Source organism: Actinomyces gaoshouyii, from assembly GCF_002076915.1.
Classification (GTDB): Bacteria; Actinomycetota; Actinomycetes; order Actinomycetales; family Actinomycetaceae; genus Actinomyces; species Actinomyces gaoshouyii.
In genome coordinates, this window is record NZ_CP020468.1 from 2,295,224 (window position 1) to 2,310,061 (window position 14,838).

A 14,838-nucleotide genomic window follows, 5' to 3' on the forward strand; every position below is an offset into this window, starting at 1 on the left:
GGGCCCTCGTGACAGCCGAACCGCGATTCGGCCTCGGCCGACCGCGGGGCTCAGGCGCGCACGCGCCGGGCGAGGTCATCGACGGGGAACCACACCATGCGGCGCCCCTGCCTAGCGGAGATCAGCAGCCCCCGGGCCTGAAGGTCCCGCAGATCGGTGCGAGCCGTCTGCGGGATGGCGCCGTGGGTGGTCCGATGGGCCTCCACCGAGACGCTTCCAGTGGAGTCGCGCAGGAAGGAGTCGATGACGGCGATCTGCCGGTGATTGAGCCCAGCTCCCCGCAGGGCCCGCGAGGCCTGGCGCAACTGGCCGGCCTGGCGCTCCAGGTAGACGTCAAGATCGTCGATCGCCCGGGCGACCACGCGGGCTTGCGCGAGGAGGAAGTGGGTGAGGTCGCCCTCGTCACTCTCGGTGAGCAGGAGACTCCGGGCGTACCGCGCCGGCGCGCGGCAGCGGGCGCGAGATGGGAAGGAACTCAGTGAGGAAGAAGCCCTGGTGGAGCATCGCCCAGTAGAAGACCGCACGGGCCGTGCCCATTGCCGTCGGCGAAGTAGTGGTCGTAGCCCATCATGAAGTGCAGCGTGATGGCGCGGATCAGCGAGGGCATGTAAGGGGCTCCCTCCGAAGGGTCATCCGCAGCGTTGGCGAAGGCGCACAGCCGCTCCATCCGCTCAGGCAGGTCCTCGGCGGCCGGTGGGATGTGGAGCACCTGCTCATCGTCGGAGACGCCGTAGATGCGCACCCGCTGCTCCCCGGGGCGCTGGAGGCGCCCGGCGTCGTCGGGATCGTCGAGCGTGCCGTCTGTGACCATGCGGTGGATCTGGGTGATGAGCGCCGGCGACAGAGGCTCATCCTTGATCTCCACGATCCGTTGCATGGCCCGGTAGTTGTTGAGGATCATGCGCTCGGAGCGGTCGCGCGGGGAGCGATCCTCGCGCAGCATCTGCTTGGCGCGGACCCGGGACGTGGAGGCGCCCTTGAGCTGGGAGGAGGTGATGGCCTCCTCGATGAGGGAGCGCACGAGGTAGCGATTCCGTGTGGCCGTATTGGCGATCGGCTCGGAGAGCTCGACGCGCCCCCGGGCCCGGCTGGAGACGTCGTCGATGAGCCGCAGGAGTGGATCGGGCAGGTTATAGGTGAGCGGCGCGCCATCGGTCATGGTCAGGGGCGCGGGTCCGGCGGCCCTCGCGGGCGAGCAGGCTCTCCTTGGTCGCCGGCCCATAGCGGAAGCCGCCCAGGGAGCCGTCGGCGCGAGCCACCCGGTGGCAGGGGACGAAGAGCGCGGCGGCGTTGAAGGCGCAGGCGCCGGCCGCGGCCCGCACCGCCCGGGGGCTGCCGCACAGAGCGGCGTACTCGGCGTAGCTCACCAGGCGCCCCGGGCCGATGCCGCGCAGCACCTCCCAGGCCCGCTCGCGGAAGGGACCCGAGCGCTGGAGGACCGGAACCTGGGCGGGGGCGCCCAGCTCGCCGTCGTAATAGGCCTCCAGGGCAAAGAGCGCCTGGGCCAGGGCCCCGGGAACGGATCCCGACGACGCCTCCTCCAGGCGCCCGGGGCGCAGGCCGGGATGGATGAGCGCGAGGAGCCCGGCGGGATCCTCGGTCCACCCCGAGGCCAGCACGGCGCTGCCCGCGATGATCGTGAAGGGGCCATCCGCGGTGGGCACCGTGGCGACGGAGGCCGTCAGCCCGTCATCGTCCAGGTCCCGCTGAGGTCGCGTCATGCCCCTATCCTCCTGCACCACTCATGCCAGTGCGAGGGACAGGGCGGACGTCGCCTCATCCCAGGGCAAGCGCTCCTGCTCCAGGCGCAGGCCACAGTCGATGATCATCCGCCAGGCGCGCATCTGCTCGTAGCCGAGACCCTCGGAGCGCAGGCCGTCGCGGCTCGCCCGCTCGCCGGGGTCGGCCACCGCCAGGGAGCGCCAGCGCTCCAGGGTGGGGGCGTCCATGAGCACCGGCACGATCCCCGGGAGGCGCCGGCTGAGGCAGGCCAGGATCCTCATGCCGTCGCCATCGAGATCCCCCCAGTAGACGACGCGGCGCGCGCGGCGCGCCCAGGAGAGCCGGGGGAGCGTCTGGACGATCTTGCTGCCCGCGCCCCAGACGGCCACGGTTCGCGGCCGCTCCTCCAGGGCGAGGAACGTAGCCAGGTTATCCACGGCGACGACGTCGATGAACCCCGCCCGATCGGCCCACATGCGGCTGATCTCCTCCACCGGGGCCTCGACGTCGCGCAGGCCCCCGGCAGCCAGGCCCGGGTCGAGGATCCGCACGCGCACGGTCGTGGGAGGGCGGCGCAGGCCCAGCCCGGATTCCACGAGACGCTCCCCGCCCCGAGCCGCTCCGAGCAGGCGCAGCACCACGCGGCGGTGCCGTTCCAGCCATGCGGTGTCCAGGCCGGCGATCGGCAGTTGGCGCAGGTAGAGGCCGGAGGACGGATGCGAGGCCAGCCAGCCCACGGCGGCGACGAGGCGCTCGACGTCATCGTCCTCGTACTCGACAACCTCGCCGATGACGGCGGCCACCGCCTCGGCCGCGCCGTCCCGCCCCGACGGGCCAGTGGGCCCCGCGCCCAGGGCCTCGAGCATGCCCGCGATCATCCCCGCCCGCGAGCTCGCCAGCCCCCAGTGGCCGGCGCGGCCCGCCGCCGATGCTATGGCATCGGCTCCCACGAGCTGGGCGCGCACGGGCAGGTGCTGGGTGCCCGGTGATGCCCAACGGCGCCCCTCCCAGGTGACGGTGCCGGGGGCGGAGCGCTCCCATTGGCGCCATGCGTCGATCCATGCGGCGACGCCGTCGGCGTTCGCGAGCGCGAGGTCCTGCGTGGGCGGGTCGAGGGGCAGGGGCAGCACCTCGGCGCGCGCCTGGTCGGGGTTGGCGGCCCAGGCGGCGTAGACGCGCTGGTAGCGCACGGCGGCGCGCGCGGCGAGCTCGGCCGGGCCCCTCACAGTGCCTCCTGAGTGAGGCCCTCGAAGGGGTCGCCGGTCCGCTCGGGGCCGCCCCAGACGGCGATCGCGGCCTGGTCCGAGCGCAGGAGGCGCAGCCCGGCGTGGGCCTCAGGACCGGCCAGGAGGCGGCTCGCGCTCAGGGCGGCGACGCCTGAGGACCGGGGCATGGCACCTCCTTCAGGGCGGGGGCGGCGGCTACGAACGCGCCGCACGGTACCCGCCATCCCTGACACCCGCCTGAAGGCGGGCAGGCGCCCAGGGGCTCCCGCTACTGGGCGCGGACCGGTTCGTCGGCCTCAGGGGTGGCGGGACCCGGGCCGTCGCCATCGAGGTCGGCGCGGTCGACGTCGTCGAGATCCACCTGCTCGACGGGATCCGGCGGATTGTCCCCGGCGGACAGGAAGAGGCTCACCCAGGCGGCGCGCCGATCGGTGTCGATGAGGAGGGCCTTGACGAAGAGGGTGAGCGGGATGGCCAGGATCGCGCCGAGCGCGCCGATGACCTGGGACCAGAACAGCAGGGAGATGAAGGTGACGGTGGTGTTGAGACCCACGGCGTCGCCGGTGAACTTGGGCTGGATGATGGACTGGATGACGAAGTTGAGCAGTGAGTAGATGACGATCACCCACAGGGCAGTCCAGGGCCCGGAGTCCACCATGGCCAGGAGGGCCGGCGGCATGACGCCGATGACGAATCCGATGTTGGGGATGTAGTTCGTGACGAAGGCGACGACACCCCAGGTCACGGCCATGGGCACGTCGAGCCACCACAGGGCCATCGTGTCGAGGACGGCGACGATGAGGCCGAAGACGGTGGAGACCAGCCAGTAGGAGCGCACGGACTGCGCGAAGCCGGCCAGTGCCGAGGCGAGACTCGGCTTGAGCATGACGAGGGCGCGGGTGCGCCTCTCGATGCGCGACATGTCGAACATGAGGAAGATGACGGCCAGGCCCATGACCGTGAGCATGGAGCCGATGCCGGAGATCTGCCCGAGGAGCGCCTGGGCGAAGCTGACGACCTTGGAGGTGTCGACGGCCTTGGAGAACTGGGCGATGAGGTCGGCCTGGGACATGCCCAGTCGGGTGAGGCGGTCCTGCAGTTGCGTCCAGATGTCGGCGAACCTGTCCGAATAGCCCGGGAGGGTGTCGATGAGCTGTACGACGGCGATGCCGAGGAATGCGAACAGGCCCACGACGAAGGTGTAGATGATCATGATCGCGGCGAGCGCGGAGACGGGCCTCGGGATGCGGTGGCGGGTGGCCCAGGCGATCAGGGGCCGCACGGTGATGACCAGGGTGAGGGCGAGGAACACGGGACCGATGAGCCCGCGCGCGTAGTACATGCCGACGCAGCACACCGCGAGCGCGGCCACCGTGAAGGCGATCGTCTCCCCCTGGCTGCGCCCGGGCTCCCCGGAGGGCGCGGAGGGCGGCGGTGCCGGGGAGGCGGGCCCCTCCTGATCGGCCGCTGTCACCGGCAGGGGCGGCGTCAACCGCTCTGTCTTAGGGATGGCAGTACTCATGGGCCGTATCCTCCCATGACTACCGCTCCTGGCTCATCCCGCGGTGCCGCCGATGGGAGCCAGGAGGCGCTCGAGCCACGGGTCGACGGCGGCATAGTAGCCGCGGCGCCGGCTGCGGCGGATGAGGTGCCCCGCGCCCTTGATGAGCATGGTGGTGATGAGCGGGTTGCCCAGGGCGCGGGCCTCCTCCAGGCCTCCGGCGCCGAGGCGGGCGGAGCCGGGCTGGTCACCGCTGAGCAGCAGCGTGGGAATCGTCAGGGCGGACATGGCCTCGCGCCAGGGGACCTCGGGGGCGACGACGCCGGTGCGGAGCAGCGCTGGATCCACGCGCTGACTGGCCCAGACCGAGGGCAGGGCCTCGGCCTCGGGCATGGTGGCCGAGGCGAGGGCCCGCAGGACGGCGCCGGCGGGATTGGCGAGCTCGGTGTCGAGGGAGCGCTCCCGAGCGGCGCCGCGGGCGAGCAGATCGGAGGGGCTTCGGGTCCCGTAGAGGGAGGGGTCCTCCAGGACGAGGCCGCTGAGGAGCTCGGGGTGGCGGGTGGCGGCGACCATGGCGGTGGCCCCGCCCATGGAGTGGCCGAGCACGATCGGGGCCGGCGCCGCGGTCAATCCCAGGGCGGCGCGGCCCCGGGCCTGGGTGTCGAGGTCGGCGAGGAGGCCCAGGGCGTCGTCGACGAGCTGATCGCCGGCCCGTGCGAGCCGCGCGTCCTCCCAGCGGGGGGAGAGCCCGTGCCCGCGGGCGTCGGCGGCGACGACCCGGTAGCCGCGCCGGGCCCAGTGGTTGATCGCGTCGGCCTGGGAGATGGCCGAGGAGGTGATGCCGTGCAGGAGAACGAGGGTGGGAGCGTCGTCGCGGCCCACGGTAATCCGCGCCAGGGAGGAGTGCATGGGCGCTATCCTCCCCCATTAGGCTGTGCCCATGACAGGGGACAGAGATACGAATAAGCAACAGGTCGTCACCAACGAGGGCGCACGGACCGGACGGATGAACGTGGAGTCCTTCAATCTGGACCATCGGAGGGTGCGGGCCCCCTACGTCCGTATCGCCGACCGCAAGGAGCTGCCGGGCGGAGACACCCTCATCAAGTACGACGTCCGCTTCTGCCAGCCCAATGCGGAGCACCTTGCGATGAAGGCGGTCCACTCCATCGAGCACCTGAGCGCCGAGCTCATGCGCGACCGCACCGACCGGCTCATCGACTTCTCCCCCATGGGGTGCCAGACGGGCTTCTACGCGCTCATGCTGGGCGTTGAGACCGAGGAGTTCCTGGGGCTCCTGGAAGCGACGATGCGCGACATCCTCGCGGCCACCGAGGTGCCGGCGGCCAATGAGGCCCAGTGCGGCTGGGGCGCGAACCACTCGCTGGGCCAGGCCCAGGACGCCGCGCGAGCCTTCCTGGCCGAGCGCGAGGAGTGGGAGACCGTCTTCCCCTCCTGATCCCGCCCGCCCCGCCCGCCGGCGAGAGCGGTCTCGCCGGCGGGCGGGATTTACGATCAGGGCATGACCGCTGATCCCGCTCCCGCGCCCCTCGCCCGGCACCTCGCCGGGCGGCTCGACGACGCCGAGGCGCCCGTTCTCGTCCTATCCCACGGGATCACGGACTCGGCCGCCTGCTGGATCGAGGCGATCGAGCACTGGGCGCCGCGCCACCGGATCGTCGCGCTCGACGCGCGCGGCCACGGGGACTCCCCCCGCTGGGACAACGCCGACCTGAAGAACCAGGAGACCGCCGGGCGCCGCCTGGCCGCCGACCTCTCCGACGCCCTGGAGGACCTGCGCTCCCACGGCCTGCGCACGTCGCCCGAGGAGCCCTCGGTCGGCCCCCTGCGCGCGCCACTGCTGCTCGTGGGGCACTCCATGGGCGGTGTGACCAGCCTCGATGTCGCCTATCACCGCCCGGACCTGGTGGACGGCGTCATCGCGGAGGACCCCGCCTTCGTCACCCCGGCATGGCGGGCCCTCCTGCGCGCGAACGCCTTCCGGCAGGTGGCCGGGATGAAAGGCATCGCGAAGGATCCCGAGGCCCGCTTCACCGCGGAGACCACCGAGAACCCCACGTGGTCGCACCGGGAGGTGCGCGCGAGCGTGGAGGCATCCTGCGGCGTCGACCTGCGGTTCATCGGCCTGGGTTGCGTGTCCCCGCCGACACCGTGGGAGGAGGTGGTCGACGGCCTGGCCGTCCCCGCGCTCATCATCACCGGCACCGACGGCGTGGTGCTGCGCGGCGACCACTACCTGAACCTGCTCTCGCGCAGGAACCCCCTCATCTCCACCTCGGTGATCGTGGATGCCCCGCACTGCGTGCGCCGCACCTTCCCCGAGCGATTCCACGCGGTGTCAGACCCGTGGATGGAGATGATCATCGCGCGCGGGCGGCGGGCCGGGCGGGCCGCATAGGCTCTCGGCATGACATCCTCTCAGCTCCCACGGCCCGTTCGGCCCGCGCGCCCGGGCCGCCGGGTTCATTCCGTCGTCCTGACCGCGATGGAGGAGGAGGCGCGCCCCTTCCTCGAACGCCTCCCCGCGCTCAACGGCGCCGCTCCCCCCACGCTGAACGGTGACGCATGGGCCGCGAGCCTCACGCTGCCCCCGGCCATCCCGGGAAGCGCCGATGGCGCGGACCCCGGGGCCTCCCGCGAACTCATCCTCATCCGCACGGGGATCGGCCTGGTGGCGGCCGCCGCGGCGCTGGCGGAAGCGCTGACGCGGGTGGCGCCGCGCATGATCGTCTCGGCCGGAACGGCCGGCGGCCTGGCCCGGGGCATCGAAGTGGGGGACGTATGCGCCTCGACCGCCTTGGCGTTCACGGACGCCGATGCGACGGCCTTCGGCTACGCCCGAGGCCAGATCCCCGGCCAGCCCCCCGCCTTCGGGTCGGCTGCCGGGCTGCGCGACGCCGTCGAGATCCACGGCCCCGCAGCGCTGGCCACCGCAACCCCGGCATCGTCGTCGGCGCGCATCCATGCCGGGCAGATGCTCTCCGGCAATTCCTTCGTGACGGCGGCGAACGTGGCGGACACGCGCGAGGCGTTCCCGGAGGCGGTGTGCACCGACATGGAGTCGACAGCGCTGGCGCAGGTGGCGGCCGCCGCGGGCATCCCCTTCGTCTCGGTGCGCGGGATCTCCGACCTGTGCGGGCCCGAGGCGGGCCAGGACTTCCACATCGGCGCCGACGAGGCCGCGGCCCGCAGCGCCGCCGTCGTCATCGCCGCCCTGGCCGCGCTCGGCTGAGGCCGCGCCGACTCATACCGCCCCATGTCGGCGCCCCGAGCCCGCCAGGCTCCCGGCATGACCGCAGCGCGCGACCGCCTCATCGTCGAGGGAATCAGGTCGATCCGACGGATCGGACCCGGGCACAGGCCGCGATCCTCATCGGAACGAAGGCCCCGGGCTGCGCGATGGGGCCCACTGGGTGCAAGCTTGACCCATGAGCACTACTCCCCCCATCGCCCTGACCATCGCCGGCTCCGAGGCCTCCGGCGGCGCTGGCGCGCAGACCGACCTCAAGACCTTCCAGCAGCTCGGCGTCTTCGGCTGCGCAGCGCTGACCTGCATCGTGTCCATGAACCCGAAGGCGAACTGGGACCACCGCTTCGTGCCGGTGGACCCGCAGGTGATCGCGGATCAGATCGAGGCCTGCGCCACCGTCCACTCCGGGATCGACGCCGTGAAGGTCGGGATGCTGGGCACGCAGCCCACGATCGACGCCGTCGACGCAGCCCTGGAGCGCTACGGCTTCCCGATCGTGGTGCTCGACCCGGTCCTCATCTGCAAGGGCCAGGAGTTCTCCGCGGCGATGGCGGTGGACAACGCGCTGCGCGAGAGGATCCTGCCGCGCGCCACGATGGTCACCCCGAACCTCTTCGAGTCGGCGACGCTGGCCGGCGTCGAGGAAATCACCTCTCTGGAGGCGCTCAAGGACGCGGCGAAGCGGATCTTCGACCTCGGCGTGCCCAACGTGCTGGCGAAAGCGGGCCCGAGCCTGGGCACCGGCACGGCGCTGGACGTCTTCTACGACGGCTCCGCCCTGGAGGTCCTGGAGGTCCCCGCAGTGGGCACGGAGCGGATGCACGGCGCGGGCTGCACACTGGCCGCTGCGGTGACGGCGGAACTCGCCAAGGGGGCCACGCCCCTGGAGGCGGCGGTGACGGCGAAGAACGTGGTCTCGGCGTCGGTCAATCCCGGCATGCGCGGGAACATCCCCTTCACCTACGTCTGGCAGGGCAGCTACCAGCACTGAGAGCCCGGCCGCCCGGGACATCCGATACCCCTCGCTCAGAACAGCCCTCCCATCATGGCGAGGTTTGAGGATTGCTCGTCGCCTCACCACTCTCCAGGCAGGAACTCAATCAACGAGCAAGTCGCTGACCTGCAATAATATCGGACCTGCCATCGCGTCAGAAAAAGGAATCCTCAAACCCCGCCATTTTCTCCACTCCCGAGCTCAGGTCTATCGCTCGTGGATCAGTCGCGCAGACCGCGGCGCAGGATGAGGACGACGCCGCCCACGCCCAGCGTGATGATCGCGAAGAGCACGAGGGTCGCGTTGGCGCCCGTCATACCGAGCATCCCCAGCAGCCTCTCCTGCGTGGACCGTGGCGTGCTGGCGGGCTCCGCCGGGGCGGCCACGACCTCGGAGGCCGTGCTCGGGGCGCCGATCGAGTCAGTCGTGCCGCCGGATGGAACGGCCACGGGAGCGGCGGTGGCCGTCGCGCTCGCCGAGGCGCTCGGCGTCGCGGCGGGAGCGGCGGTCGCCGTGGCATCAGGGGTCGCGGCGGCGTCCGGCGTCGGGCTCGCCCCGGGCGCGGGCTGGGCGGCCTCCGTCGAGGTTCCACCACTGGGCGCTCCAGAGTTGTTCGGCGCCGCCGATGGCGAGATGGACGAGCCCCCACCGGAGACTTCGAAGCCCGCCTGGATGTCGTCGGGGTAGGCGGCGAAGTTCTGGGTGGCGTAGATCGAGCCGTTGGAGGACCGGGCGATGCCGATACCGATCGCCGTGGCGTTGCGATCCACCATGTTCTGGTAGTGGCCCGAGGAGTTCGCCCACTGCTGGAACAGGGCGTTGCCGAGCTCCGCGCCGGACAGGCCGTTGCCGTTCATCGCGATGTTCTCGGCCACCCACGTCCATCCCGAGGGGAAGGCGTTGCGCAGGTCGGGCCGGTGGTACAGGTTGTTCTCGGCGGCCATCTGGCCGGACCAGTCCTGGGCGACATCGTCAAGCGCGACGAGCCGGGTCAGCGGCTTGAGGCCGATGCTTTGGCGCAGCTCATTGACGCGGGCGAGGATCTGCTGGGCGGCGGCACTATCAACGGAGGTCGCAGCGGGCAGGAGGACCCCCGCGGCTCCGGGGCTGACCGGCGACACCGGGGCCTGCACCGCGACGGCCTGGGGGGTGGTCCCCACGAGCGACGCGGTGACTGCGGCGGCGGCGAAGAGATGGGCGATCTTCACAGGGCTGAATCTCCATGGGTAGTCAGTTCTGTCGATGACTCACCGGGACGCTAGGAACTCGTGAGCATCAGGCGCGGATGGGGTCCGCGCCTTCATGATACTCATCCCGTGATCTCCATGTTACCTGACGGGCTCAGGAACTTCTTCGCTACGCGCCTCGTCGCGACAGGTTTGGGAGGTGACTCACAGGGCCGCGAGTATCTGAACCATCACGATCTTGACCACGATCGCCAGGGCGAAGAGGGTCGCGTACCCGGCCTCGATCCGCACGTCGTCGCTGCGAGACAGGGCGTAGGAGAGGATCGCCGGCTGCCCCACGAGGCCCGCCAATCCACCGGCGGCTCGCACGGCGGAGAGCCCGGCGAATCTCGCCCCCGTGAGAAGCACCACGGCGCTGACGACGACGACGATCGCCGCGAGCCCGCCCACCGCCATGCCCGTGGAGGAGAAGGCGGCGGCCGCGAACTGCGGGCCGGACGCCAGGCCGATCGCGGCCAGGAAGAACAGGAGCCCGAGCTGGCGGATCGTGGCGTTCGCGGCATGGGGCAGCCCCCACAGGAAGGGGCCGGTGCGCCCGAGGCGCCCGAGGATCATCCCGGCGAGCAGCGGCCCCGCGGCGACCCCCAGCTTGAGGGTGATGCCACCGGGCAGCGGGATGGCGATGAGGCCGAGCAGCACGCCCAGGGCCATGCCGATACCGACGCTGAAGGCGTCGATCTGCGAGATCTTGCGCTCGGAGTCGCCGAACCAGTCGGCGGCTTCCTCCAGCCTCTCGCTGGGCACGACGGCGAGGACCCTGTCCCCGAGCTCGAGCACGAGATCGTCGCGGGCGAGCAGGTCGAGGTCCCCGCGCCGCACGCGGGTGATGACGCCCGCGAAGCGCCCGGGCATGTCCAGCTCGGCGATCGTGCGCCCCGCGACGCGGGTGGAGGAAACGGTGAGCCGGCGGTGGTCCACGGCCCGGCGGTCCTTGGCCAGGCAGGAGCGCAGTTCCGTGCCCAGCTCGTGCATGGCCTCCTCGACTGCGGCGGGCGCCCCGACGACGACGACCTTGTCCCCCGGCGCCAGCTCCTCGCCGGGGTCGACGACGCGCGTGACGCCGTCGCGCTCCAGGTAGGAGATGCGGATGTGGGCGCGGGTGAAGGCCTCCATCTGGTCCAGCCGCACGCGGGTGAGCACGTAGACGCTGGTGGCGGTGATGCCGTCGGCGCTGGCGGGACGGGGATCCTTGCGGCCGGGCCAGCGCTGGCCGATGACGATGGCGACGACGATGATCGCCACGGCCACGCCCACGGGGTAGGCGATGGCGTAGCCGATGGAGGGCTCCTGATTCCCGGCGGCCTCGATCGCGGCATCGAGCACCGGGGAGGTCAGAGCGCCCGCGTAGGCACCGGCGTCCATCGCGGGCGTCACCCCGGTCAGGCGCGAGAAGCCCGCCCCCGCCGCGCCGGCGGCGACGAGCGCGACGACGCACAGCGCCATGAGGGGCATCTGCCGCCCGAGGTTGCGGAAGAAGGTATTCCCCGCGCCGAGCCCCACCGTGTAGCAGAACAGCCCGAGCCCGAGGGCCCGCAGCATCCCGAGGTCGGCGCCGAGCCTGGGATCCAGCGCGCCGACGGCGAGCCCCGCGAATAGCGCCCCGGCCGCGCCGAAGCGGATCGGCCCGAAGGGGATCTGGCCGACGGCGGTCCCGAGCCCGATGACGAGGAAGACCGTGAGCAGGGGGGTGGCGGCGAGGACGTCGATGACGCCCTCAGGGATGAGCCCCGCCGCGACCGGATAGGTCATGTGAATAGCTCCAGGCACATCGGACAGGGTAGGCCACATCAGCGTGCGCCCCCTCCTCGGGGCGCGGCGGGCGGGGGCGGTGGATGCGGTCACGGGCCGAGCCCTCGCCCCATCGGGCGCCGGGCGCCCTCCGGCGCTCCCGCCAGACCTGGTGCCAGCCCCTCGGACCGCATCCACTGCCCCCGCATAGTCCCGGTTTCGCCGGGAGACAAGGCGGCTTGGTGCGCCGCCGCGGCCGGGAGTACGTTCGCAGTGCCTCATATCCGAGGCGGACACGCAGCAGCACCGCAGCGAGGAGCATTCCCATGGCCGACTTCACCGACGACGGCATCGACCGCACCACCACTCTCAAGGTGTCCGGCCTGACGTGCGGGCACTGCGTCGCCCACGTCACCGAAGAGCTCGAGGCGCTCAAGGGCGTCAAGAACGTCTCCGTCGTCCTCAACAAGGGCGGGCAGTCCGTCGTCACGGTCGTCTCGGACGTCGTTCTCGAGGATGCCGCCCTGGCCGAGGCGATCGACGAGGCCGGTGACTACTCGCTGGACACCGTCGAGCGCGACGTCCGCATCTCTTGAGCACCCGCGAGGTCGATCTCGCTGTCGGCGGCATGACCTGCGCGTCCTGCGTGGCGCGCGTGGAGAAGAAGCTGCGCAGGATCGACGGCGTCGAGGCCAGTGTCAACCTGGCCACCGAGTCCGCCCACCTCACCGTTCCCGACTCTGTGACGGATAACGAGCTCATCGCCGCCGTCGCCCGGGCCGGGTACTCGGCGGCCCTCACCGGCCCCTCCGCGGCGGCGAGCACGGCCGCCCCGGCACAGCCGGCACCGCCGTCCTCCTCCGAGGAGCCATCGACCCGGCCCACCGGCGGCGCCCCTGCCGCAGGCGCCGCTCCTGCGACCACGGAGCCGGCGATCGCGAGAAGCGCCCGCGGCTCGCTGGGCGCCTCCCACTTCGTGCGCGCCGAGGACCTGCGGCGCCGCCTGGTCCTGAGCCTCCTGCTCTCGGTCCCGGTCATGGCGATCTCAATGAGCTCGGCCCTCCAGTTCTCCGGCTGGCAGTGGGCGCTGGCCGCCCTCGCACTGCCCGTCGTCACCTGGGGCGCCTGGCCCTTCCACCGCACGGCTCTGGCGGGCCTGCGCCATGGGGCCCTCACCATGGACACGCTCGTCTCGCTCGGCGTGACCGCCTCCACCCTGTGGAGCCTGTGGGCCCTCATCTGGGGCGGCGCGGGCGAGATCGGCATGAGGATGCCCATGGACCTGTCCGGAATGCTCGCCGGCGCCCATGCGGGTGGGCATCACCCGCACATGTACTTCGAGTCGGCCGCCTGGGTGACCACTTTCCTCCTGGCAGGCCGCTACGCGGAGGCCCGCGCCAAGTACCGCTCCGGGGACGCCCTGCGCGCCCTTCTCGAGCTCGGCGCCAAGGAAGCTGGCCGCGTCCGACTCACCGCTCCCTCAGGTTCCACCGACGCCGTCGACGTGCTCAACGACGACGGCGCTCCCCGCCCCGGCACCAAGCGCTGCGAGGAACGGGTCGGAGTCGATGACCTGGTCGCCGGCGACCTCATCGCCGTGCGCCCCGGGGAGAAGATCGCCGTGGACGGCGTCGTCGTCGAGGGCGCCAGCGCCGTGGACGCCTCCCTGCTCACCGGCGAGTCCGTGCCGGTGGAGGTCGGCGTGGGCGACGAAGTGACCGGTGGGACGATCAATACCTCCGGCGCCCTGCTCGTGCGAGCCACGCGCGTGGGCAAGAGCACCACCCTGGCGCAGATCGGCGCGCTGGTGAGCGCGGCGCAGGCGGGCAAGGCGCCCGTCCAGCGCCTCGCCGACCGCATCTCCGGGCTGTTCGTGCCCGCCGTCCTGGGAATCGCCGCCCTGACGCTCATCGGCTGGCTCGTGGTCGGAGCCTCGGCGCAGGACGCCCTCACGGCGTCGGTCGCGGTGCTCGTCATCGCCTGCCCCTGCGCCCTGGGCCTGGCCACGCCCACCGCGATCCTCGTGGGCTCGGGCCGGGCCGCCCAGCTCGGCGTCGTCATCCGGGGCCCGGAGGTCCTGGAGCTCACGCGCTCGCTGGACACGATCGTCCTGGACAAGACCGGCACTATCACGACGGGGCGCATGAGCCTCGACACCGCCGCCAGCGCCGGGATCGGGAGTGAGTCGGCGCTCCAGGGCCGATCCGCCCTCCCCACGATCGACCCCCTCATGCTGGCGGGCGCGCTCGAGGCCCTCAGCGAGCACCCGGTGGCGGCCGCCATCACGGCCGCTGCCCACAAGCGCGCGAAGATCGGGGGCTCCCGGCTCCCGAGGGTCGAGGGCTTCGTCAACCACGAGGGCCGGGGTGTCACGGGCCGGGTGACCGGCACCGCTTCGGAGCCGGGAAGCGCGCGCGAGGTCGCCGTGGGCCGGGCCTCCTGGATCGCCGAGCGCGGCATCGCCCTGCCCGGCCACCTGTCCGACGCGCTGGAGGCCGCCGAGTCGACCGGGGCCACCGGAGTTGTCGTCGCCGTGAATGGCCGGGCCGCCGCCGTGCTGGCGGTGCGCGACACGGTGCGGGCCTCCTCGGCCACCGCGATCGCCGAATTGCGCACCCTGGGAATCCGCCCGATCCTGCTGACCGGGGACAACGCCCGGGCGGCAGCGCATGTGGCGGGTCAGGTCGGGATTGATCCGGCGGATGTGCGCGCCGAGGTCCTGCCCGCCGACAAGCGCGACGTCGTCGCCGGGCTCCAGGCCTCGGGCGCCGTCGTCGGCATGGTGGGCGACGGGGTCAACGACGCCGCGGCCCTCGCCCAGGCGGGCACTCGGGGGCTCGGACTGGCCATGGGCTCGGGGACGGATGCGGCCATCGAGGCCGCCGATATCACCCTCGTACGGGCCGATCTCGACGCGGTGGTCGCCGCCGTGCGGGTGAGCCGGGCCACCCTGCGGATCATCAAGCAGAACCTATTCTGGGCCTTCGCCTACAACGTGGCGGCGATCCCGCTGGCCATGGCGGGGATGCTCAACCCGATGATCGCCGGTGGGGCGATGGCCTGCTCCAGCGTCATCGTCGTGGCCAACTCGCTGCGGCTGCGCAGAGCCGGATGAGGTGCTGAGACGCAGCGGGTTGGCGCGCCGATCC

The 14,838-nt window shown here is 72.1% G+C and carries 15 protein-coding genes; 6 read left to right on the top strand and 9 right to left on the bottom strand.

What is annotated here, in order from left to right; genetic code table 11:
* Positions 1-50: 50 nt before the first annotated feature.
* The 7 genes from B6G06_RS10695 to B6G06_RS09735 form a co-directional block, all read right to left on the bottom strand.
* A complete protein-coding gene (locus tag B6G06_RS10695) occupies positions 51-362 on the bottom strand; it encodes a Fic family protein (RefSeq protein ID WP_338025861.1) in 312 nt (103 codons plus the stop codon).
* Positions 363-475: 113 nt separating this feature from the next.
* The gene (locus B6G06_RS10700) at positions 476-1,159 is read right to left on the bottom strand and encodes a Fic family protein (RefSeq protein ID WP_338025862.1); all 684 of its coding nucleotides are present in this window, start codon (positions 1,157-1,159) and stop codon (positions 476-478) included.
* On the bottom strand, positions 1,131-1,721 hold the full coding sequence (locus B6G06_RS09720) for a methylated-DNA--[protein]-cysteine S-methyltransferase (protein WP_080462267.1): 591 nt from the start codon (positions 1,719-1,721) through the stop codon (positions 1,131-1,133). Before B6G06_RS09720 ends, B6G06_RS10700 begins: the two co-directional genes overlap by 29 nt.
* A gap of 21 nt (positions 1,722-1,742) precedes the next feature.
* On the bottom strand, positions 1,743-2,948 hold the full coding sequence (locus B6G06_RS09725) for a DUF3322 domain-containing protein (protein ID WP_081172056.1): 1,206 nt from the start codon (positions 2,946-2,948) through the stop codon (positions 1,743-1,745).
* Positions 2,945-3,115 carry a hypothetical protein gene (locus B6G06_RS10295; protein WP_158082816.1) on the bottom strand — a complete coding sequence of 57 codons (171 nt, stop codon included), beginning with the start codon at positions 3,113-3,115 and terminating at the stop codon, positions 2,945-2,947. Before B6G06_RS10295 ends, B6G06_RS09725 begins: the two co-directional genes overlap by 4 nt.
* Before the next feature lie 101 nt (positions 3,116-3,216).
* Entirely contained in the window at positions 3,217-4,470 is a 1,254-nt protein-coding gene (locus tag B6G06_RS09730) for an AI-2E family transporter (RefSeq protein WP_081172058.1), read from the bottom strand.
* A 33-nt stretch (positions 4,471-4,503) separates the two neighbouring features.
* Positions 4,504-5,358 carry an alpha/beta fold hydrolase gene (locus B6G06_RS09735; protein WP_080462270.1) on the bottom strand — a complete coding sequence of 285 codons (855 nt, stop codon included), beginning with the start codon at positions 5,356-5,358 and terminating at the stop codon, positions 4,504-4,506.
* 97 nt (positions 5,359-5,455) lie between these two features.
* Here B6G06_RS09735 and B6G06_RS09740 point away from each other — a divergent pair, with 97 nt between their 5' ends.
* From B6G06_RS09740 to B6G06_RS09755, 4 genes are all read left to right on the top strand, one after another.
* Complete coding sequence (locus B6G06_RS09740; RefSeq protein WP_081172060.1) at positions 5,456-5,908, top strand: S-ribosylhomocysteine lyase; 453 nt, start codon at positions 5,456-5,458, stop codon at positions 5,906-5,908.
* 63 nt (positions 5,909-5,971) lie between these two features.
* Positions 5,972-6,868, top strand: coding sequence for an alpha/beta fold hydrolase (locus B6G06_RS09745; protein WP_081172062.1), 897 nt, complete (start codon positions 5,972-5,974; stop codon positions 6,866-6,868).
* 9 nt (positions 6,869-6,877) lie between these two features.
* The gene (gene mtnN / locus B6G06_RS09750; protein WP_080462273.1) at positions 6,878-7,702 is read left to right on the top strand and encodes a 5'-methylthioadenosine/S-adenosylhomocysteine nucleosidase; all 825 of its coding nucleotides are present in this window, start codon (positions 6,878-6,880) and stop codon (positions 7,700-7,702) included.
* Positions 7,703-7,898: 196 nt separating this feature from the next.
* Positions 7,899-8,711: a hydroxymethylpyrimidine/phosphomethylpyrimidine kinase gene (locus B6G06_RS09755; RefSeq protein ID WP_081172064.1), complete on the top strand. Its 813-nt coding sequence runs from the start codon at positions 7,899-7,901 to the stop codon at positions 8,709-8,711.
* A gap of 224 nt (positions 8,712-8,935) precedes the next feature.
* Here B6G06_RS09755 and B6G06_RS09760 read toward each other — a convergent pair whose 3' ends face one another.
* Positions 8,936-9,922, bottom strand: a complete 987-nt coding sequence (locus tag B6G06_RS09760; protein ID WP_125898933.1) for a CAP domain-containing protein — start codon at positions 9,920-9,922, stop codon at positions 8,936-8,938.
* Positions 9,923-10,105: 183 nt separating this feature from the next.
* A complete protein-coding gene (locus tag B6G06_RS09765) occupies positions 10,106-11,710 on the bottom strand; it encodes an aspartate-alanine antiporter-like transporter (RefSeq protein ID WP_095532460.1) in 1,605 nt (534 codons plus the stop codon).
* Positions 11,711-12,015: 305 nt separating this feature from the next.
* On the opposite strand from B6G06_RS09765, the gene B6G06_RS09770 reads away from it, so the two are divergent.
* Together B6G06_RS09770 and B6G06_RS09775 are read left to right on the top strand one after the other, a co-directional pair.
* On the top strand, positions 12,016-12,285 hold the full coding sequence (locus B6G06_RS09770) for a heavy-metal-associated domain-containing protein (RefSeq protein ID WP_080462276.1): 270 nt from the start codon (positions 12,016-12,018) through the stop codon (positions 12,283-12,285).
* The gene (locus tag B6G06_RS09775) at positions 12,282-14,804 is read left to right on the top strand and encodes a heavy metal translocating P-type ATPase (protein ID WP_420807194.1); all 2,523 of its coding nucleotides are present in this window, start codon (positions 12,282-12,284) and stop codon (positions 14,802-14,804) included. Before B6G06_RS09770 ends, B6G06_RS09775 begins: the two co-directional genes overlap by 4 nt.
* Positions 14,805-14,838 lie beyond the last annotated feature (34 nt).